The organism is Sphingobium rhizovicinum (assembly GCF_042647625.1).
GTDB classification, from domain to species: Bacteria; Pseudomonadota; Alphaproteobacteria; order Sphingomonadales; family Sphingomonadaceae; genus Sphingobium; species Sphingobium rhizovicinum.
This window is the reverse complement of the sequence record NZ_JBHRVU010000004.1, coordinates 1,995,007-2,016,056: the sequence shown is the minus strand read 5'-3', so window position 1 is coordinate 2,016,056 and position 21,050 is coordinate 1,995,007. Positions and strand designations below refer to the sequence as shown.

Annotated in this window: 13 protein-coding genes; 8 read left to right on the top strand and 5 right to left on the bottom strand. The window is 63.8% G+C overall.

Annotated features, from left to right (window positions below; all coding sequences use genetic code 11):
* Positions 1-82 precede the first annotated feature (82 nt).
* Both gatB and ACFOKF_RS10980 read left to right on the top strand, forming a co-directional pair.
* Entirely contained in the window at positions 83-1,588 is a 1,506-nt protein-coding gene (gene gatB / locus ACFOKF_RS10985; RefSeq protein WP_380795625.1) for an Asp-tRNA(Asn)/Glu-tRNA(Gln) amidotransferase subunit GatB, read from the top strand.
* Between the two features lie 244 nt (positions 1,589-1,832).
* Positions 1,833-2,348: a hypothetical protein gene (locus tag ACFOKF_RS10980; RefSeq protein ID WP_380795623.1), complete on the top strand. Its 516-nt coding sequence runs from the start codon at positions 1,833-1,835 to the stop codon at positions 2,346-2,348.
* Between the two features lie 137 nt (positions 2,349-2,485).
* On the opposite strand, the gene ACFOKF_RS10975 is transcribed toward ACFOKF_RS10980, so the two are convergent.
* From ACFOKF_RS10975 to ACFOKF_RS10960, 4 genes are all read right to left on the bottom strand, one after another.
* A complete protein-coding gene (locus tag ACFOKF_RS10975) occupies positions 2,486-5,701 on the bottom strand; it encodes an autotransporter outer membrane beta-barrel domain-containing protein (protein ID WP_380795621.1) in 3,216 nt (1,071 codons plus the stop codon).
* Between the two features lie 99 nt (positions 5,702-5,800).
* Positions 5,801-8,239 carry a TonB-dependent receptor plug domain-containing protein gene (locus ACFOKF_RS10970; RefSeq protein ID WP_380795620.1) on the bottom strand — a complete coding sequence of 813 codons (2,439 nt, stop codon included), beginning with the start codon at positions 8,237-8,239 and terminating at the stop codon, positions 5,801-5,803.
* The gene (locus tag ACFOKF_RS10965; RefSeq protein WP_380795619.1) at positions 8,223-9,152 is read right to left on the bottom strand and encodes a FecR family protein; all 930 of its coding nucleotides are present in this window, start codon (positions 9,150-9,152) and stop codon (positions 8,223-8,225) included. Before ACFOKF_RS10965 ends, ACFOKF_RS10970 begins: the two co-directional genes overlap by 17 nt.
* A gap of 54 nt (positions 9,153-9,206) precedes the next feature.
* Positions 9,207-9,719, bottom strand: coding sequence for an RNA polymerase sigma factor (locus ACFOKF_RS10960; RefSeq protein ID WP_380795617.1), 513 nt, complete (start codon positions 9,717-9,719; stop codon positions 9,207-9,209).
* A gap of 141 nt (positions 9,720-9,860) precedes the next feature.
* On the opposite strand from ACFOKF_RS10960, the gene ACFOKF_RS10955 reads away from it, so the two are divergent.
* From ACFOKF_RS10955 to glgX, 6 genes are all read left to right on the top strand, one after another.
* A complete protein-coding gene (locus tag ACFOKF_RS10955) occupies positions 9,861-11,057 on the top strand; it encodes a serine hydrolase domain-containing protein (RefSeq protein WP_380795615.1) in 1,197 nt (398 codons plus the stop codon).
* Positions 11,058-11,180: 123 nt separating this feature from the next.
* Complete coding sequence (locus tag ACFOKF_RS10950; protein WP_380795613.1) at positions 11,181-13,649, top strand: glycogen/starch/alpha-glucan phosphorylase; 2,469 nt, start codon at positions 11,181-11,183, stop codon at positions 13,647-13,649.
* 17 nt (positions 13,650-13,666) lie between these two features.
* Positions 13,667-15,826, top strand: a complete 2,160-nt coding sequence (gene glgB, locus ACFOKF_RS10945) for a 1,4-alpha-glucan branching protein GlgB (RefSeq protein WP_380795611.1) — start codon at positions 13,667-13,669, stop codon at positions 15,824-15,826.
* A gap of 55 nt (positions 15,827-15,881) precedes the next feature.
* Positions 15,882-17,141, top strand: coding sequence for a glucose-1-phosphate adenylyltransferase (glgC, locus tag ACFOKF_RS10940; RefSeq protein ID WP_380795609.1), 1,260 nt, complete (start codon positions 15,882-15,884; stop codon positions 17,139-17,141).
* A gap of 8 nt (positions 17,142-17,149) precedes the next feature.
* Positions 17,150-18,598 (top strand): glycogen synthase GlgA, encoded by a 1,449-nt coding sequence (gene glgA, locus ACFOKF_RS10935; RefSeq protein ID WP_380795608.1) that lies wholly within the window; start codon positions 17,150-17,152, stop codon positions 18,596-18,598.
* Positions 18,595-20,469: a glycogen debranching protein GlgX gene (gene glgX / locus ACFOKF_RS10930; protein ID WP_380795607.1), complete on the top strand. Its 1,875-nt coding sequence runs from the start codon at positions 18,595-18,597 to the stop codon at positions 20,467-20,469. Before glgA ends, glgX begins: the two co-directional genes overlap by 4 nt.
* Here glgX and ACFOKF_RS10925 read toward each other — a convergent pair.
* Positions 20,450-21,019, bottom strand: coding sequence for an NUDIX domain-containing protein (locus ACFOKF_RS10925; RefSeq protein WP_380795606.1), 570 nt, complete (start codon positions 21,017-21,019; stop codon positions 20,450-20,452). The two genes, glgX and ACFOKF_RS10925, sit on opposite strands and share 20 nt — an antisense overlap.
* Positions 21,020-21,050: the final 31 nt, after the last annotated feature.

Below are 21,050 nucleotides of genomic sequence, written 5' to 3'. Positions count from 1 at the left end.
CCAGCGAAGGCTGGCATCTCAGGCGATGTGGCACGACATACGAGAAAGATCCCAGCCTTCGCTGGGATGACGGTGTGAAAAGATGACTGAATCAACCTATCGCATTCAGGGCGCAACCGGCGAGTGGGAGGTCGTGATCGGCCTGGAAGTCCATGCGCAGGTGACGTCGAACGCCAAGCTGTTTTCGGGCGCGGCGACCGCTTTTGGCGCAGAGCCGAACACGCAGGTTAGCCTGGTCGACGCGGCGATGCCCGGCATGCTGCCCGTGCCCAACCGCGAATGCATCCGTCAGGCGGTGCGCACCGGCATGGCGATCGACGCGCAGATCAACAAATGGTCGCGCTTCGACCGCAAAAATTATTTCTACGCCGATCTGCCGCAGGGCTATCAGATCAGCCAGCTCTATCACCCGATCGTGGGTGAAGGTGCGATCGACATCGTATTGGATGAGAAGAACCCGCAGGCCAGCACCAAGCGGATCGGCGTCGAGCGCATCCATGTCGAGCAGGATGCCGGCAAGCTGATGCATGACCAGCATCCGACCAGCTCCTATGTCGACCTCAACCGTTCCGGCGTGGCGCTGATGGAAATCGTGTCGAAACCGGACATGCGTTCTCCTGCCGAAGCAGGGGCTTATCTGTCGAAGCTCAGAACGATCCTGCGCTATGTTGGGTCGTGCGACGGCAATATGGATCAGGGCTCGATGCGCGCCGACGTGAACGTTTCCGTGCGTCGTCCGGGCGAGGAGTTCGGCACCCGCACCGAAACCAAGAATGTGAACTCGGTCCGCTTCGTGATGGCCGTGGTCGAGCATGAAGCGAACCGCCAGGTCGACGTGCTGGAGGCCGGTGGCAAGATCGTGCAGGAAACGCGCCTCTATGACCCGGATCGCAACGAAACGCGATCGATGCGGTCGAAGGAAGATGCGCATGACTATCGCTACTTCCCCGATCCCGACCTGCTGCCGCTGGAACTGGACGACGCTTTCCTGGAGGCATGCCGCCAGTCGCTGCCCGAACTGCCGGACGCCAAGCGGGCGCGTTACGAAGGCGCTCTGGGCCTGTCCGCCTATAATGCCGCGACTTTGACGGCCGATGCCGACACGGCCCGCTGGTTCGAGGCGCTGCTGGCTGAAGGCGCGCGCATCCAGAAGAAGAGCGAGGGTGACGTTGCCAAGGCTTCGGCCAACTGGCTGTTGTCGGAGCTGTATGGCGCGCTCAACCGTATTGGCAAATCGTTGGAAGATAGCCCGGTAAGCCCCGAAGAAGGCGCGGAATTGCTGGCGCTGGTGGCCGACGGCACGATCAGCGGCACGATCGCCAAGCAGGTGTTCGAGATCATGCTGGAAACGGGCGACAAGCCGGGCAAGATCGTCGAGGAAAAGGGCCTGAAGCAAACCAGCGACACCGGCGCGATCGAGGCGGCGGTGGCCAAGGTGCTGGCCGACAATGGCGACAAGGTCGAGCAGTATCGTGGCGGCAAGGAAGCTTTGTTCGGCTTCTTCGTCGGCCAGACGATGAAGGCGATGCAGGGCAAGGCCAACCCGCAGGTCGTCAACGAACTGGTGAAGAAAGCGCTGGCGGGCTGATCAGGCCGCCAGACTGGGATCAATCTATCAAGACCCGTTCGTTTCGAGCGAAGTCGAGAAACGAAGCAGAGCCGAGTTCAGCGAAGCTAACTATAGGCGCTGCTCTATCCGCTTCTCGACTGCGCTCGAAGCGAACGGATGTTTTCCATCAGTCTCACTTAAATCCTGCTCCAGGCTGCAGCTGATCTGGCTTGAGTAGAGGGATGATCCATGTTTCATGGCCTTTCGAACGGGGGCCATAAATATGCGACCGGATCATCGCATGCTGATCGGCGGCATTGTCGCCATGCTGTTGCCCATTTTGTCGCAAGCCGCTGCGGCGTCGGCAGCCCCGCGCGCCTCGATTGCCTTTCCACTGTCGGACGTTGTCGGCCCGGTGCGCGCCGGGTTGCTGTGCCTGCCCAATGGCAATTTGCACGGCAGGGATTTTCTGCGGTCGGATGCCGATCTTGCGGTGCGGCTTCAGGAGGTGATGGCTGAAGGCGATCAGACGGACCACGGCACGCTTACCGTCCGGCTTCAGTCATTATCCGTCAGCCTGTGCGCGAAATCATGGGGTGTCATGGGCATGGGGGACAGGAAGGCGCTGTCCGGGAAGGCCGATTTCGCCTTTGCATGGTCCACGCAAGCGGAGCATTCACCCGATAAGGTGGCGCGCGTCACCATCAAGCTGGGCAAGGATCAGGCGATGCCGCCTGATGACATCATGCAGGAAGCGCTGCGGCGACTGGTTGCCCAGATCAGGCAGCAACAGCCATGAAATAAGGGGCGCCGCCGGGGGGACCAGCGACGCCCCTCTTTTATGCCCGGCGCCCTTGGGGAGGGATTATTGCCGGAGCGGAAGGGACGGACCGGGAGGGTCTGTGGGGTGTGGCCCGTCCTTTCATCTTCAAGACGTCACAGGACGAAATTAACCGTCGCCCTAAATGAGATGGCGACGTGATTTTGTTGTTCCTCCGCGCCGAATTCACCGCCGACGCGGAACGTGTCGGTGCCGCCATAGAGGCGTGCCCGGCCGGTCCAGCCGCTGGTGCGGTCTTCCGACACCAGGGTGAACTCGTCACCATCCTTGAAATAGGCGGTGGTGTCGCCCAGTCCGCCGCCGATGATCTGGCGGCGTCCGCCTTCCAGTTCCAGGCGGACCCAGCCATTTTCCTGGTCCATGCTGCCGAAATCATAGCCGGCGGTCATGGTGCCGTTGACCGTGGTTTCGTCGCTGGTGCGGCCCAGCACGGTCAGGTTGAAGGCATCGCCGCCGCCGGTTTCGGCATAGCCGTCTTCCTTCAGGCGATAATAGTCGATGCCAACAGCCGGGCGCAGGCTGAAGCGACCGATCTGCTTCTGATAGGAGGCGCCGGCCGTGGCGGAGTACAACTGGCCATCCCATTTGCCATAGGCGGTCCGGGTGACGTCACCATTGTCGAAATGACGCGATCCGTCGAAGTTGATCATCGCGGCGGACAGGCGGGCGAACGCCTGCAACGGCCCCCATTGACCGCGCCAGTGCGCCGCCAGTTCATATTGGTCGGAATCGACCGCATTGTTGGAGCCGCCGCTGCTATCGCTGCCATGGACATAGGCGAAGGAGCCACCGAACGCGCCCAGATCGGTCAGATATTCGACGCCGCCACCTGCGCCCCAGCCGTTGATGTCATAGGAGTCGGTGCTGCCCACACTCTTGGCGCTGCCAAAGGCGACCTGTTGCAGCCAGAAGCCCAGACGGCCATCCTTGGTGCGATAGATGCCGTTGGGATCGGACAGGATGCGTGCCGTCGCCCGCGACCCGGCCGTGACCGCTTCGAACGTGCCGCCGGCATGGTCGGGCAGCATCTGGCGCAGATTGGCGGTCAGCGCTTCGCCGGTGGAGACGCCCAGATAGGCGTTGGCGATGTCGCTGTCATTGTCCAGCGCGTTGAAAACGGCCGAATAGGCGCGCGCCAGCGATCCGGTCAGGCTCAGATCTGATACGGTCTTAGCCGCGACGGACAGGGTGACGGTGCCGGCGGCGGCATCGCTCGCCACCGTTCCCTTGAACATATAGGGCAGGACGGTGGCGGTGCCGAGCGTCGGCGATCCGCTAAGCGATCCGGCACGCACGATCACATAGTCGCCTTCCGATCCGCTGACCTGGGTCAGGTTGACCTTCACCTGCGATCCGCTGGCGAAGCTGGCCGCGCCGGCAACGTCATAGGTCGTATGGGCACCAGTGTCGGCATTGATGGTGACGCCGATACTGGAGGTTGCCCCGGCCGAGAGCGAGGCGAGCGCCACCGATCCGGTGTTGGTGGCATTGAGCGTGCCGCCGTTCAGCACGACATTGGTGCTGCCTGCATTGCTGATCGCGCCCGACAGGGAGGAGGTGCCGCCCAGCGTCAGCGTGCCGGCGCTGCTGCCGAAATCGACCCCACCGCTGATGCTGGCGGTATCGGCCAGAGTCAGGCTATTGTTGCCCGCCCCGAAAGCGATGCTGCCGGTCAGCTTGGATGTGCCGGACAGCGTAAGGCTGTCATTGCCGGCGCCGGTGCTGACGGCGCCGGAGACGGTGCCGGCCGACACGGTCATGACGTCATTGCCCGATCCCAGCCGGATGTCGCCGCCGATCGACGGAGCGGTTGCCGTGGCGGAAGCCAGCCCCTGCGTCAGGGTGACGCCGCTGCTGTTGGCGCTCAGATCAATGGCGATGTTGGTCGCGCCGCCCGATGCCGTGATGGTGCCACTGTTGCTGAGCGAGGAGACGGTGCCCGAGGAATCGAGAATGGCGATCGCCGCGCCCTTTTCCGTGCTGGAGGCCGTCGCGACCACCCGGCCGCTGACCTTGAGCGCGTCAACCGATGCCCCGGCATCGATCACCAGACCCCGCGCAGTGGTGCCGGTCAGGGCCGATCCGGTCGCGCCCACAGTGCCGCTGACTTCGATCGCGCCGGTCGAAGCGCCCGATCCCAGACGCAAGCCAGTGGCGCTGCTGTCGTAGGAGACGGCGGCCACGCTGCCGCTAATCAATATGCCCTTGGCGATGGTGACGTCGCCGCCCAGCCCGCCAAGAACCATGCCGTTGGCGGCAACGCCGTCATAGATGCCATAGCCCGCGACGCTGCCTTTGACGATCAGGCCATAGCCCGAACTGTCGGCCGCCACCACGCCGATGGCGGTGTCCTCGCTGGCCGAACCGACCTGTACTGCTGCGGCCGAACCATAGGTTACGACGGCGGCCGTGCCTTCGGTGCTGTCGGTCAGGCCATCGTCGTCAATGTCGGTATCGTCTTCATCATCATCGTCGCTGGCGGTAGGGGGCACGTCAAAGATGATGCCGCCGGTCACATTGCCGGCGATGACCAGCGCCGACCCACCCTGAAGCAGATCGTCCCCATCCAGTTTCGATACGTCGGTGGGACGCGACGTGCTGCGATAGCCGGTGCTGACGATGGAGCCTTGAATCTTCACTGCGCCGGTGACATCGCCCAGCAGCGCTGCGCCAATGCTGTTGGCGCCGGTGGCGACGGTCGCCCCGCGCAGCGTGACATTGCCGGTGACGTCGTTGGCCACGACGCCATAGCTGTTGTCGCCGATCACGTTGGTCGAACCGCTGGTGGACAGGTTGCCGGTCAGCGTGCTGTCGATGCGGATGCCCGCCGACTGATTGCCCTCGATCGAAATGGTGCCGCTGTGGATGATGTCGCCGCTATGGCCTGCGCCCGACTGCACCCAGATGGCGTTCCGACCGCTCCCCTTGGCGAAGGCGCCGTCGACATCGCCATCGCTGTCCGTGTCGGTGGCGGTGTAATTTTCCGTCAGGGTGATGGTGCCGCTGTTGGTCACGATCCCACTGGTGCCAGGCGACACCAATATGCCGGTGGCATTGTCGGCGTCGTTGATCGTGATGGTGCCAGCGTTGGTGACGGCATGATTGCTGTCCATCGTGACGGCGGTGCCGCTGGTCAGCGTGATCGATCCGGCTGATGTGATGTTGATGGAATCGGCCGCCCCGCTGGCCACTGTGGACGTCTTGACGGCGGCGGTCGTGGCTGTGCTGATACTTGTCTCGGCAGCCGCTTCGGCCACGGTCAGCGCCACCAGGACGGGGGCGATGGCCGTGCAGGCCAGTAGATGTCGCATGATGTCTCCTCTGCGTGTCGCGCTCGGTTTTATGTGCGCGCGTGCGCTTGGGACGACGCCAGGGCGGGTCTTCCGTCAGGTAAAGCGATGAATAGATGTTCAGAAAGCGAAATCGACGCCGATGCGGACGGTCCGGGGGCGCAGCGGGGTGTAATAATCGGTGCGCAGGTCGAACGGCGTACCCAGTGAGAAGCGATTGCCGTTGCTGTCGAGCAGGTTGGTGATCGACAGCGAATATTGCACCGGCCCGCGGGTCAGCGCGGCGGACAGGCTGGTGTCGACATAATCGCCCTGCGTCTGGCCCAGGATCGGCCCGACGCCCAGCCGCGACTTGCCGACATAGCGGGCCGAGCCGGACAGGGTGAAGCGCATGGCGTTGCCCAGCGTCGCGCGATAATCGAACGCAAGCCGGCCGCCCAGATTGGCGACATTTGGCAGGCTGAGCGAGCGGCCGTCATAGGAAAGAGCGCGGACGAAATCGGTCGGTTGGGTCAGGCGGCTGTCATTATAAATGACGCTGCCGTCCAGGGTCAGGGCAGGGATCGGCCGCAGAACGATGCGCCCCTCCACCGTATAGATGCGCCCGTCGCCGATATTGGCGGTGGTGGGCAGGCCGATGCGGTCGGTGACGTCGGCCTGAATGTTGCGCCAGTCGGTATAGGCGACATTGGCGCTGGCGGCGAACATGTCACGACCGGGCACGCCCTTGCGCGCGCCAATTTCGAACGTGGAGGCGCGGTCATTCTGGAAGCGGCGGACGCGCTGGTCGTCCACCGCCAGCCCGCCGGGGCGGAAACCCTGCTGGAAACGGGCATAGAGGGTGATGTCGGCGATCGCATCAGTCAGCAGAGAAGCGGACGGCAGGAAGATGGTTTCGCTGCGGTCGGCCTGCGCTTCGGCGCGGGCGAGATCGACCGACGAAGAAAGGGCGGCGACCGGATCGAGCGCCTCGCCCGACAGGCGGCTGTTGGTCAGGCGGCCGCCGATCGTGCCGATAAGTCCCCGGATCGGTTCGAACGAGGCTTCGCCGAACAGGGTCGCTTCCTTGACCATGTTGCGCACGCCAGTCGCCGGCGCAGCGCGGCCAAGGCCATAGAGCGGGACGCCGGGCAGGATTTCCGGCTGCATCGGCGCGACCGTGCCGAAGGATGTGAGCGATCGGTTGAGGTTGGATGTGCTCTGAAGATAAGAGGCGCCCAATATCCAGCCCAGGCCATTGTCCAGATCGCGCACCAGACGATTTTCGGTCGAGAAAATGTCGACCTTGTTGCGCTGGCGGAACAGGGCGGGGGCGCCGCCGGGCTGGGTCGCGTCATAGCTTTCGGTCAGGATGTTGCGGACATAGCCGGTGGAGGACACGAAGCGCAGCGTATCCCATTGCCGTTCGATCCGCAGATTGCCGAGCAGATAGTCGGAATAATAGGGCTGGGCGACGGCCGAAGCGCGTTCCAGCCGACCGACCGACCGGCTGGCATATTGGGCGTCGTCGCCGTCGATATGCTGGTAGACGCCGGTCAGGTCGATCGTCCAGTTCTCGTCAGGGACGAAGCGCAAGGCCGCGCGGCCGCCATAGGTGCGGGTGCGGTTGACGTCATCCTTGCCGCGATTGACGTCGTCAATATAGCCGCCATCCTGCATGCCATAGCCCACGACGCGCAGCGCCAGCTTTTCCGAAACGATCGGCAGGTTGAGTGTGGCGGACAGGTCGCCGCCCGGATCGCCATGCTGGGTGGCGGACAGGCCAGCCGACATCTGCCCGCCAAATTCGGCAAGGTTGGGGGCGTTGGGCATGACGCGGATAATGCCGCCCAGCGATCCCGCGCCATAAAGCGTGCCCTGCGGTCCTTCCAGCACCTCGACCCGGCCGACGTCGTAGAGTTTGAGGTCGGGATCGGGCGCGGCATAGTTGAGGCGCATGTCGCCCAGATACTGGCCGGTGGTCGCCTGCGTCGGGCCGGCGACGCCCGAATCCGCGATGGCGCGGATGAACAGCTTGTTGCGGCCCGCGCCGGCATGGGTGGAACTGAGGCTGGCGACGCGGGACAGCAAGGTGGCGGTGCCGCCCGCCGCTTCGCCGGTCGTGAAGGCGCCGCTGCCTAGGGTTTCGACCATGCCGGCATAGCGCGGCAGGGGCGTGTCCCGCTTCGAGGCGGTGACAATGATCTCGGCGGGGGGCTGGTCCGGCGCGGGCGCGGCTGTGATCGGGGCGGGGGCTGTTGCGGGAGACGGCGCGCGGGCAGTGCGCAGGATCCGCCAGCCATTGTCGCCCACGCGCTGCGCCTTTGCGTCGCTGCCCTTCAGCATCCGTCGCAGCGCGTCCTGCGTGGTCATGCGCCCCCGGATTTCGGGGGTGCGGATGCCGGCCAGCGACTGGTCCGACATGCCGATGCTGGCCCCGGTCTGACGGCCAAGCGCAATCACCGCATCCCCGAGCCGGCCGGGGGCGATACTGATGTCCTGTCTGTCCGCCGCTAGAGCGGGAGTCGCTGTTGCTGTTGCCAGGGCGGTGACGATCAGAAGGTCAGTTCGGCGACCCATTGCCCTCCTTCAAAAGCCACCCGTCCCCCTGACGGACGGCGGAAAGCCCCATCAGCGGCGCCGCCTCCGCAAAGAAGCGCACGGGATCGCGATCCAGTCGGATCGTGCCGGTAAAGCGCATCGCCTGCGCCTGTGGCGTGAAATGCACGGTCAGGCCCAGCGAACGGGCGGCGTCTTCGGCCACCTGCGTCACGGGGGCGTTTGCGTAGACCAGCTGTCCCTGTCGCCAGCTGGCGACGGCGGCGGGCGCGACGTCCATGACGCGCAGCCCTTGCGCATCGTCGGACAAAGCGCGGCCGGCGGGCAGGGCGATCGCTTCGGCCTGCGGATTATAGATCACCTTGCCTTCCGAAACGCCGATGCGGGTCGCGGCGGCGGTGCGGACAATGTTGAACACCGTGCCGGCATCTTCGAATATGGCGTCGCCCACGGTCACGCGGAACGGGTTGGCGACGTCATGCCGCACGGTGAAGGCGGCCTCACCCGCATCCAGCGCGGCGAAGCGCGCATCCTTGCGATCGAAGCGCATGGTGGTGCCGCCGTTCATTTCGACCGTCGTGCCGTCGTCCAGCGCAATGGTGCGGATTTCGCCGGGGCGGGTGGTGACGCTGTAGATGTCGCTGCGGTTGAAGACGGCAATGGAGACGGTTGCGACCAGCGCCGCCGCCACAGCGCCGCCAGCGATCCAGCGGAGCGGCCGACGGGAGCGGACGCCCGGATCATTCGCAGCGACCGGCATGGCGACGGGTTCGACCGGAACGATGCTGTCCAGTTCGTTGTCCGCCGCCATCAGCGCATCATAGGCGGACGCATGCGCGGGATCGGCCTCCAGCCATAGGGTGAAGCCGTCCCAATCGGTAAATTCGGGATCGCGGGTGCGGATGACCCAACCCAGCGCCTCCTCGTCAATCATGGCTCCAGCCCTGTTCCTTTTTGCCCCTTGCAGAGCCTGACGCCGCCGACCGCATCATTCCGTATCCATTTTTTGCTTCAGGCTCAGCATCGCCCGATAGGCCTTTTGCAGATCCTTCTCCACCGTGGTCAGGCTGACGCCCAGTTCCTCGGCAATGACGCGCTGGCCCACCCCTTCGATGCGGAAGCGGCGGAACACCAGTTCGACCCGCGGCCCCAGATCGCGCAGCACGGCGCGCGCCTGATCCAGTTTCTGATTGAGGATCATGCGTTCGTCGATCGCAATATCTTCGCTGGGGTCGGCCATGACGCCGCCGGCCCCTTCGGCCCAGTCCTGTTCGCGCCGTTCGCGCCGGCTGGACGAGCGATAACGGTCCAGCATCAGATTATTGGCCATGCGATAAAGATAGGGCAGCGGATCGGACACCGGGCCAAGATCCTTGGCTTCCAGCTTCATCCACATATCCTGCATCAGGTCTTCGGCATCGTCGCCCGCGCCGCGCGCACGCACGAAGCGCAGCAGGGCAGGGCGGTTCGCCATGAAGATTGCGGAGAGGCCGGTGGCCATGCCTGTGAGGTCCGTTATGCGCTGGTCTGGCGCGTTGCCATAGAGGGGCGGGCGGGGTCTTGGCAACGGCCAAGCTGTTTACCTGCGCGCGTCGCTGCTTTAGCGCTGTGGGCAAGGACGAGATCGGAGCGGCGCAAGAGCATGACGGCAGGCGTGGATAGGGTAGCGGCGCAGGCGGCGGGGATGGACGCGGACCGGCTGGAGGCGCTGGTCGCGCATCTTGACCACGCTTACCTGTCGACCGGCAAATTGCCGCATATGCAGTTGCTGCTGTCGCGCGACGAACAGACCATTTTGTCGGTGGCTAAGGGACAGGCGCGCGCCAGCGGCGAAGCGTTGCAGGCGGATGCGCTCTATCGCATCGCATCCATGACCAAGCCGGTAACGTCCGTCGCCTTCATGATGCTGGCGGAGGCGGGCAAGGTCGCGCTGGATACGCCGGTGGCGGATGTGATCCCCGAATTTGCCGACCTGCGCGTGGGGCGCGGCAACAGGGCCAAGCCGGCGCGCGCGATGCTGATGATCGACCTTCTGCGGCATACATCGGGCCTGACCTATGGCCTGCAACATCAGACGCCGATCGACGCGCGCTATCGCAAGCTGGGGCTGGACGAATTTCAGCAGCCGCGCACATCGGACCAGTTCGTCGCCGATCTGGCGACCCTGCCGCTGGAGTTTTCGCCCGGAGAGCGGTGGAATTATTCGGTGTCGACCGATGTGCTGGGCGTCGTGGTCGAGCGGCTGATGGGCGCCGATCTGGAGAGCGTCTTCCGCGAGCGCATCTTCGAACCGCTGGGGATGACGGACACGACCTTCATGCTGCCCGACGACAAGGCGCATCGCATGACCGACGCCTGGAAGCTGACCGGCAAAGGCGGCCTGAGCATCGCTGACCTTGGCGCGCGCAGTGGATGGCGGCGCAAAGGGCGCTTTCTGTCGGGCGGTGGTGGACTGGTGTCGTCGCTGGCGGATTATCACCGCTTTGCCCGGATGCTGCTGCGCGGGGGCGAACTGGATGGCGTGCGGCTGCTGGCGGCGGAAACGGTCGCGCAGATGCGCAGCAACCAGTTGCCGGGCGGCGGCGATCTGGCCAGCATGTCGAGCGCGATGTTCAGTGAAGCGGATTATCAGGGCGTCGGCTTTGGTCTGGGCTTCGCCATGAACCTGGAGAAGCAGGAATTTTACTGGGGCGGGGTGTTTTCGACCTATTTCTGGATCGATCCGGTCGAACGGCTGATCGGCCTGTTCGCGACCCAGCATCTGCCGTCCAGCACCTATCCCGTCCGGGCGGAATTGCGCGCCGGGGTGCGGGACGCGCTGCTACGCCGAAACGGGTAAAGAATGGCTTAGAAAACTGGCTGAAATCAGCCGATATTTCTTGCTGCGCCGCAAAAATCCCTTTGGCGTGAAGACAGGGGCTGTGTCATCATCGCGTTCGACTCAACAGGGGGAACAGCGCCGATGAACCTCAAGGGCCAGACCGAACTTCCCAAACCCGCGCCGCGACAGTTCGACCCGGAAGTCCTTGCCCATGAGATTGTCGAGCGGCTGACCTATCGCATCGGCAAGAATGCGGCCGCGGCCAAGCCGCATGACTGGCTCTATGCCGTCATCCTGTCGATCCGCGACCGGGTGATCGACGCCTGGATCACCTCCACCCAGAAAACCTATGAGGAAGAAGGGCGCAGGGTCTATTATCTGAGCCTGGAATTTCTGATCGGCCGGCTGATGCGCGATGCCGCGTCCAACATGGAAATGCTGGACGATATGCAGGCGGCGCTCAGTTCGCTGGGCGTCGACATCGACATCATCGCCGCGCTGGAGCCGGATGCGGCGCTGGGCAATGGCGGCCTAGGCCGTCTGGCGGCTTGTTTCATGGAAAGCATGGCGACGGTGGACGTGCCGGCCTATGGCTATGGCATCCGCTATGTGAACGGCATGTTCCGGCAGGAAATCAGCGACGGCTGGCAGGTGGAATTGCCCGAAACCTGGCTGGCGCACGGCAATCCCTGGGAGTTTGAGCGGCGCGAGGCGAGCTATGAAGTCGGCTTTGGCGGGCGCGTCGATCCGGCGGAGAGCGAGGATGCCGGGCCGCACCAGATGCAGTGGAAGCCCAGCGAGCGCGTGATCGCCACCCCCTATGATACGCCGATCGCGGGCTGGCGGGGCAAGCGGGTCAACACGCTGCGCCTGTGGGAAGCGCAGCCGATCGACCCGATCCTGCTCGACAAGTTCAATGCCGGCGACCATCTGGGGGCGCTGTCCGAAAGCAACCGGGCCGAAGCGTTGACCCGCGTCCTCTATCCGGCGGACAGTTCGCCGGCGGGGCAGGAATTGCGGCTGCGGCAGGAATATTTCTTCTCCTCCGCATCGTTGCAGGACATTGTTCGCCGGCATATCCAATATTTCGGCGATGTTCGCTCGCTGGCCGCCAAGGCGGCGATCCAGCTGAACGACACCCATCCGGCGGTCGCGGTGGCGGAGCTGATGCGGATATTGATGGACGATCATGGCGTCGATTTCGGCGAGGCATGGGATGTCACCCGCGCCACGTTCAGCTACACCAATCATACATTGTTGCCCGAAGCGCTGGAAAGCTGGCCGGTGCCCCTGTTCGAACGGTTGCTGCCGCGCCACATGCAGATCGTCTATGCGATCAATAGCAAATTGCTGGGCGAAGCGCGAAAGTCGGGTCAGTTTGATGATCAGTCGATTGGTGCCATATCGCTGATCGACGAAGGCGGCGAACGGCGGGTGCGCATGGGCAATCTGGCCTTTGCCGGATCGCACAGTGTCAATGGCGTGTCCGCGCTGCACACCGACCTGATGAAAGTCACGGTCTTTGCCGACCTGCACAAGCTCTATCCGGCGCGGATCAACAACAAGACCAATGGCGTCACCTTCCGCCGCTGGCTGATGCAGTGCAACCATGGCCTGTTCGAACTGATCCGCGAGGCGATCGGCGACAGGTTCATGGACGATCCAGAAGCGCTGCGCGATCTGGACCCCTTTGCCGACGACAGCGGATTTCAGGAGAAATTTCTGGAGGTCAAGCGCTCCAACAAGGGCGCGCTGTCGGACCTGTTGCGCCGGCGCGTAAATGCCCGGATCGATCCGGCGGCGCTGTTCGACATTCAGATCAAGCGTATTCACGAATATAAGCGGCAGCTGCTCAATATCGTCGAGACGGTGTCGCTCTATGACCAGATACGGTCGCACCCGGAAAAGGACTGGGTGCCGCGGGTGAAGCTGTTCGGGGGCAAGGCCGCGTCCAGCTATCATAACGCGAAACTGATCATCAAGCTGGCCGGCGACGTCGCCCGCGCGGTCAATCATGATCCGGCGGTGCAGGGACTGCTGAAGGTGCAGTTCGTGCCCAATTACAATGTCTCCATGGCGGAAATGATGATCCCCGCCGCCGACCTGTCCGAACAGATTTCGACGGCGGGTCTGGAGGCTTCAGGCACCGGCAACATGAAGTTTGCGGTCAATGGCGCGCTGACCATCGGCACGCTGGACGGCGCGAATGTCGAGATGCGCGACCATGTGGGCGATGAGAATATCATCATATTCGGCCTGACCGCGCAGGAAGTGAATGAGCGGCGCGCCAAGGGCTATACTCCGCGCGACGTCATCGGGCAGAGCCGTGAACTGGGGCAGGCGCTGGATGCGATCGCCGGCGGCGTCTTCTCGCCCGACGATCCGGATCGGTACAAGGGGCTGATCCAGGGCATTTACGACCATGACTGGTTCATGCTGGCGGCCGATTTCGACAGCTATTCCGCCGCGCAGCGCCGGGTCGACGCGCTGTGGCTGGACCAGTCCATCTGGGCGAAGAAGGCGATCCACAATGTCGCGCGCATGGGATGGTTCTCGTCCGACCGGACGATCCGGGAATATGCGACCGACATCTGGAAGATGCCCGGATGATGGGGAGCCAGGAATAGGTGCTGGACGCGGAGCGGATCGATCGGCTGGTACAGGGTCTGGATGACGATCCCTTCGCCACGTTTGGCGTGCATCCTGCCGAGAAAGGCTTCACCGCCTGCGTTCTTATGCCCGAAGCGGTGAGCGTGCAGGCCCAGACGCTGGCGGGCAAGGCGGTGGGTGCGCTGGAACGGGTGCATGAGGACGGGCTGTTCTTCGGACCGGTCACGATCCGCAAGCGCCAGCCGCTGCGCTATGTCGCGGCCTATGGCGATGGCAGCGACTATGCGTTGATCGACCCCTATGGCTTTGGCCCAGTACTGGGACCGATGGACGATCATTATCTTTCCGAAGGATCGCACGGCCGGCTGTTCGACAAGCTGGGTGCGCATGTCATGACCCATGAAGGGGCGACGGGCACGCATTTCGCGGTGTGGGCGCCCAATGCCCGGCGCGTGTCGGTGGTGGGCGATTTCAATCGCTGGGACGGGCGGCGCGGGCTGATGCGGCATCGCGCCGATGCGGGCGTGTGGGAGATTTTCCTGCCCGAAGTCGGGCCGGGCAGCGCCTATAAATATGAGATTGTGGGCGCAGATGGCGTGGTGCTGCCGCTCAAGGCCGATCCTTTCGCCTTTCAGTGCGAATTGCGCCCGTCCACCGCCTCCATCGTCGCGGCGCCGCCGGATCACATATGGGGGGACGATCGGCACCGTGAGCATTGGCGCGTCAGCGATGCGCGCCGTCAGCCCGTGTCCATCTATGAAGTGCATGCCGGGTCGTGGCAGCGGGACGATCAGGGCGAATTCCTGAGCTGGGACGGGCTGGCCAACCGCCTGATCCCCTATGTCGTCGGCATGGGTTTTACCCATATCGAATTTCTGCCGATCAGCGAATATCCCTATGATCCCAGTTGGGGTTATCAGACGCTGGGCCTTTATGCGCCGACAGCGCGGTTCGGCGATCCGGCGGGTTTCGCCCGCTTTGTCGACGGGGCGCACCGGGCGGGGATCGGCATCATTCTGGATTGGGTGCCGGCGCATTTCCCGACCGACGAACATGGGCTGGCGCGGTTCGACGGCACGGCGCTGTATGAACATGCCGATCCGCGCAAGGGGTTCCACCCCGACTGGAACACCGCCATCTATAATTTCGGGCGGCGGGAGGTGGCGCAATATCTCACCAACAACGCGTTGTTCTGGGCCGAGCGATACCATGTCGACGGGCTGCGCGTGGATGCCGTCGCGTCGATGCTGTATCTCGATTATTCGCGCCAGCCCGGCGAATGGATCCCCAATGATCATGGCGGGCGGGAGAATGTGGAGGCGGTCGGTTTCCTCCAGCAGATGAACAGGGCGCTCTATGGGACGCATCCTGGCGTCATGACGATCGCGGAGGAATCGACCAGCTGGCCCGGCGTGTCACAGCCTGCGCATGCCGGGGGGCTGGGCTTTGGCTTCAAATGGAATATGGGCTTCATGCACGATACGTTGCGCTATCTGGCGCGCGATCCGGTGCATCGCGCCCATCATCATGACGACATCACCTTTGGCCTGATGTATGCCTTTAGCGAGAATTTCGTGCTGGCGCTCAGCCATGACGAGGTGGTGCATGGCAAGGCGTCTCTGCTGCACAAGATGGCGGGCGATGACTGGCAGAAATTCGCGACGCTGCGGGCTTATTATGGCCTGATGTGGGGCTATCCCGGCAAGAAGCTGCTGTTCATGGGGCAGGAATTCGCCCAGCGCGGCGAGTGGAGCGAGGAGCGCGCGCTCGACTGGGAACTGCTGGAGCATGCGCCGCATCAGGGGGTGCAGCATCTGGTCGCCGACCTTAACGAGCTCTATCGCTCCCGCGCGGCGCTGCATGCGCGCGATTGCGAGGCGGAGGGGTTTGAATGGGTGCTGGTGGACGGCGCGGCAGATTCGGTCTTTGCCTGGCAAAGGCGTGCGCCTGGCGCCCGGCCGATCGTCATCATCAGCCATTTTACCCCGGTGTTGCGCCATGGATACCGGATGCGGCTGCCCTCGGGCGGACGCTGGCGCGAAATATTGAACAGCGACGCCACCGTCTATGGCGGCAGCGGCGCGGGCAATCTGGGCATGGTGCATGCCGATGAGGAGGGGTGGGCCAACATCACCATCCCGCCCTTCGCAACCTTGATGCTGGAACTGGATTATTGATTACCGACGGGGCGCGTGCAGGCGAAACGCGGGCAAAGTGAGGAGAGGCCCAGAAGTGCAGACCAAATATCAGCCGATCGCGCGTGACGCCATGGCCTATGTTCTGGCCGGGGGACGCGGCAGCCGCCTGTCCGAACTGACCGACCGACGCGCCAAGCCTGCGGTCCATTTCGGCGGCAAGGCGCGGATCATCGACTTCGCCCTATCCAATGCACTGAACAGCGGCATCCGCCGCATCGGCGTGGCGACGCAATATAAGGCGCATTCGCTGATCCGCCATTTACAGCGCGGCTGGAACTTCCTGCGTCCCGAACGCAACGAGAGTTTCGACATATTGCCCGCCAGCCAGCGCATTTCCGAAAGCCAGTGGTATGAAGGCACCGCTGACGCCGTGTTCCAGAATATCGACATCATCGAAAGCTATGCGCCCGAATATATGGTCATTCTGGCGGGCGACCATGTGTACAAGATGGACTATGAACTGATGCTCCAGCAGCATGTGGATAGCGGTGCGGATGTGACCGTGGGCTGTCTGGAAGTGCCGCGCAAGGAGGCGGTCGGCTTCGGCGTCATGCATGTGGACGAAGCGGACGTCATCACCGCCTTTGTCGAAAAGCCCAAGAACCCGCCGGCCATCCCCGGCCAGCCCGACATGGCGCTGGCGTCGATGGGCATCTATGTCTTTCGCACCCGCTTCCTGATCGAACAATTGCTGCGCGATGCCGACGACCCGAACAGCAAGCGCGATTTTGGCGGGGACATCATTCCCTATATCGTCAAGCATGGCAAAGCGGTGGCGCATCGTTTTTCCAGCAGCTGCGTGCGGGCAGAAAGCGAACTGGTGCCCTATTGGCGGGACGTCGGCACGATCGACGCCTATTGGCAGGCGAATATCGACCTGACCGATGTCGTTCCCAGCCTGGATCTGTATGACCGCAGCTGGCCGCTATGGACCTATTCGGAAGTCACCCCGCCGGCCAAGTTCGTGCATAATGAGGATGGCCGGCGCGGATCGGCCACATCGTCGCTGGTGGCGGGCGGCTGCATCGTGTCGGGATCGTCGCTGCACCGCAGTCTGCTGTTTTCAGGTGTGCGCACGCACAGTTTTTCGTCCGTCACGGAGAGCATCATCATGCCCAATTGCGAGATCGGGCGTGGTGCGCGGCTGCATAAATGCGTGGTGGATTCCGGGATCATCATTCCGCCCGGCCTGATCATCGGCGAAAATCCCGATTATGATGCCCAGCGTTTCCGCCGCACCGAAAGCGGCATCTGTCTGGTGACGCAGGCGATGATCGATCAACTGGCGGCCTGACCTGACCCATGACCATCAAGCTGCTGTCCGTCGCATCCGAAATCTATCCGCTGATCAAGACCGGGGGGCTGGCAGACGTTGTCGGCGCGCTGCCCGGCGCGCTGGCTGGCCATGGCGTGGCGGTGCGTACGTTGGTCCCGGGCTATCCGTCCGTCATTGCCCGGCTCGGGAAGGCGAAGGCGGTGCGCCGTTATGACGATCTGTTCGGCGTGCCAGCGACGATCCTGTCCGCGCAGGTCGAGGGGCTGGACCTGCTGGTGCTGGACGCGCCCGACTTTTTCGCGCGCGAAGGCGGTCCCTATGGCGATCATGGCGGCAATGACTGGGCCGACAATTGGCGGCGCTTTGCCGCTTTGTCGCGCGCCGGGGCGGATGTCGCCGAAGGGGCGTTGAAGGGATGGCGGCCCGATATTGTCCATGTCCATGACTGGCAGGCGGCGATGACCGCGGCCTATATGCGCTTTGGCCCGGCGGCATCCGTGCCCAAGCTGGTGACGATCCACAATCTGGCCTTTCAGGGGCGGTTCAGCGCCGGGATTTTCGGCGGACTGGGCCTGCCGTCCGAAGCCTGGGGCGTGGATGGCGTCGAATATTATGGCGGCATCGGCTATCTGAAGGCGGGCCTGGTTTCGGCGGATGCGATCACCACGGTCAGCCCCACCTATGCGCAGGAAATCCGGTCTTCGGTTCATGGCATGGGGCTGGACGGCCTGATCAATGGCCGTGTCGACCGGCTGCACGGCATATTGAACGGGGTCGATATCGACATTTGGAACCCGGCCGCCGATGCGCTGATCCCAAAAGCCTATGGCGCGCGGACGCTGGGCGAGCGGGCGGTGAACCGGCGCGCGCTGGAGCGGCGCTTCGGGCTGGATCAGGACGATGCGCCGATCTTCACCATCGTCAGTCGCCTGACATGGCAGAAGGGCATGGATTTGCTGGTCGAGGCGCTGGATCATCTGGTCGGCGCAGGCGCGAAGCTGGCGGTGCTGGGATCTGGCGATCATCCGCTGGAAGGTGCGCTACTGGGCGCGGCGGACCGGCATCGCGGGCGAATCGGCGTGCAGATCGGCTATGATGAGCCGCTGTCGCATTTGTTGCAGGCGGGGGGCGACGCGATCCTGATCCCGTCGCGCTTTGAACCCTGCGGCCTGACCCAGCTTTACGGCCTGCGCTATGGCTGCGTGCCGGTGGTGGCGCGGGTCGGCGGGCTGGCCGACACGGTGATCGACGCCAATGAAGCGGCGGTGGCGGCGGGCGCAGCGACGGGCGTGGTGTTTACGCCATCCGACCTGCTGGCGCTGCATGGCGCGATCAACCGGGTGGTCGACCTGTATCGCGACAAGTTGGCCTGGCAGGCGATGCAGCGCGCGGGCATGCGCGCCGATTTTTCCTGGACGCACAGCGCGGCGCGCTATGCCGCGCTCTATCGATCGCTGATCGCGGAGGCGGCATGACGCCGGGGCCGACGGTACAGGCGCAGGGGACGCGCTTTACCGTCTGGTCGCCTGACGCCAGCCAGTTGTGGCTTTGCCTGTTCGATGCGCAGGATCGCGAAACCCGCCTGCCCATGCTGCGCGATGCCGAGGGATATTGGCATGTCGAAGCGGCGGGCGTGGGTGTGGGAGCGCGCTATGGGTTGCGTGCCGATGGCCATTATGATCCAGGCGCGGGCCTGTGGTTCGATCCCGACAAGCTGCTGATCGATCCTTATGCTCAGGCGACCGACCGGGCTTTTGTCTATGATCCGTTGCTGGCCGCACCACGGGGCGAGGGCGTCGATACGGCGTCCTTGATGCCCAAGGGGGTGGTGATGGACGCCCTGCCGCCCATGCCGATGGCGTCGCCGTGTTTCGACCCTGGCGGGCTTGTCTATGAAGTGCAGGTGCGCGGCTTCACCATGTTGCATCCCGATGTGCCGGAAGCGCAGCGGGGCACCATCGCCGCGCTCGCCCATCCGGCGGTGATCGCGCATCTCAAGGCGCTGCACGTTTCCGCGATCGAACTGATGCCGATCAACGCCTGGATCGATGAGCGGCATCTGGGACCGTTGGGGCTGACCAATTATTGGGGTTATAATCCGGTCAGCTATTTCGCGATCGACCCGCGTCTGGCGCCGGACGGCCTTGCCGAGCTGCGTAATACGGTGGCGGCGCTGCACGAAGCGGGCATCGGCGTGATCCTGGACATGGTCTATAATCATGACGGGGAAAGCGACGCGCTTGGCCCGACGCTGTCGCTGCGCGGGCTGGATGCGCGCAGCTATTTCCGGCATGAGGCCGACGGGCGGCTGATCAACGATACCGGGACCGGCAACAGCATTGCCTGCAACCATCCGGTGGTGCGTTGCCTGATCCTCGATTCGCTGCGCCATTTCGTGGAACAGGCGGGGATAGACGGTTTTCGCTTCGATCTTGGCCCGGCGCTGGGGCGAATGGAGCATGGGTTCGATCCGGCTGCGCCATTGTTGCAGGAGATACGGGCAGACCCTGTGCTGGCAGACCGCATCCTGATCGCCGAACCTTGGGACATAGGGCCGGGCGGCTATCAACTGGGGCGTTTTGGCGAAGGCTGGCTGGAATGGAATGACCGCTATCGCGACGATATGCGGCGCTTCTGGCGCGGGGACGCCGGGATGATCGGGGCTTTCGCCACGCGGCTGACGGGATCATCCGACATATTCGGCGGATCGGCGGCGACCCGCAGCGTGAATTTCCTCGCGGCGCATGACGGTTTCACGCTGGCCGACGTCACTGCCTATGAACAGCGGCACAATAACGCCAATGGCGAAAATGGCCGCGATGGCCATGGCGAGAATTTCAGCTGGAACAATGGCGTCGAGGGGGCGTGCTACGATCCACAGGTGCAGGCGGCGCGGCAACGCGACGTTAAGGCGCTGCTCTCCACCCTCTTCTGTTCGCGCGGGGCGATTATGCTGACGGCTGGGGACGAATTTGGCCGCAGCCAGCAGGGCAACAATAATGCCTATGCGCAGGATAATGCGATCAGCTGGATCGACTGGACAAGGCGCGACCGGGAAGTGGAGGCTCATGCCTTCGCGCTGGCGGCCTTGCGGGCGGAGGCGGCGGAGTTGCGAGGAACGGCCATATTGTCCGATGCCGGTGTCGAGTGGCTGAACGAGGATGGCAGGCCGCTGGATGCGGGGCAATGGGAAGACATGGACCGCAAGCGTCTGGCGCTGCGCTATCGGGCGAGCGGCCTGGCCATCTGCGTCAATGGCAGCGATGCTGCCTGCCAGTTCCACTTGCCCGACGGCGCAGTGGAGGTGCCGGCCCGCGCGATCGAAATCAGGCGACCGGCACGCTGAACAGGTCCGGGCGCCGCAGCCGTAGCGCCATCAGCGATATGGCGAGCTTGCCGTCATGGATCCGCTTTTTGGCGAACATCGTCCATAGATCATCGAGCGGGAGTTCGTGGACGGTGATATTCTCCTGCTCATCGTCCAATCCGCCGCCGGCCGCGATCCGGTCGCTCGCCTGATATTCCGCGAGAAAATAATCGATCTTCTCGGTGCTGACGCTGGGGATGCTCCAGATCTGGCCGATGTGCAGCAGGTCGCCCAGTTGCACGCCGGCTTCCTCCAGCGCTTCGCGACGGGCGCATTCGGCTGGTTCATCCTCCAATATGCCGGCGATCGCCTCCATCATGTCGGGAAGGCCCGCGAGCATGACGGGGGTGCGCGGCATCGATACGGTCAGCGCCACGCGCCGCACCGGATCATAGGGCAGCACCGCGACGGCGCGATTCATTTCGACCACATGGCGTTCGAACTCGTCGCCATTGGCGGCGCGCAGATCGACCATCAACAGGTTGAGCCACCCCTGATAAATGGGGCGGGATGTCAGGATGACGGTCATGCACTATTCTCCATATGGTCCGCCTTGCGTA

Coding starts and splice junctions, on each gene's coding strand:
- ACFOKF_RS10975 (WP_380795621.1), bottom strand. CDS start 5,701: ATGCGACATCTACTGGCCTGCACGGCCATCGCCCCCGTCCTGGTGGCG.
- ACFOKF_RS10970 (WP_380795620.1), bottom strand. CDS start 8,239: ATGGGTCGCCGAACTGACCTTCTGATCGTCACCGCCCTGGCAACAGCA.
- ACFOKF_RS10950 (WP_380795613.1), top strand. CDS start 11,181: ATGAACCTCAAGGGCCAGACCGAACTTCCCAAACCCGCGCCGCGACAG.
- gatB (WP_380795625.1), top strand. CDS start 83: ATGACTGAATCAACCTATCGCATTCAGGGCGCAACCGGCGAGTGGGAG.
- ACFOKF_RS10925 (WP_380795606.1), bottom strand. CDS start 21,019: ATGACCGTCATCCTGACATCCCGCCCCATTTATCAGGGGTGGCTCAAC.
- ACFOKF_RS10965 (WP_380795619.1), bottom strand. CDS start 9,152: ATGATTGACGAGGAGGCGCTGGGTTGGGTCATCCGCACCCGCGATCCC.
- glgA (WP_380795608.1), top strand. CDS start 17,150: ATGACCATCAAGCTGCTGTCCGTCGCATCCGAAATCTATCCGCTGATC.
- glgX (WP_380795607.1), top strand. CDS start 18,595: ATGACGCCGGGGCCGACGGTACAGGCGCAGGGGACGCGCTTTACCGTC.
- ACFOKF_RS10980 (WP_380795623.1), top strand. CDS start 1,833: ATGCGACCGGATCATCGCATGCTGATCGGCGGCATTGTCGCCATGCTG.
- ACFOKF_RS10955 (WP_380795615.1), top strand. CDS start 9,861: ATGACGGCAGGCGTGGATAGGGTAGCGGCGCAGGCGGCGGGGATGGAC.
- ACFOKF_RS10960 (WP_380795617.1), bottom strand. CDS start 9,719: ATGGCCACCGGCCTCTCCGCAATCTTCATGGCGAACCGCCCTGCCCTG.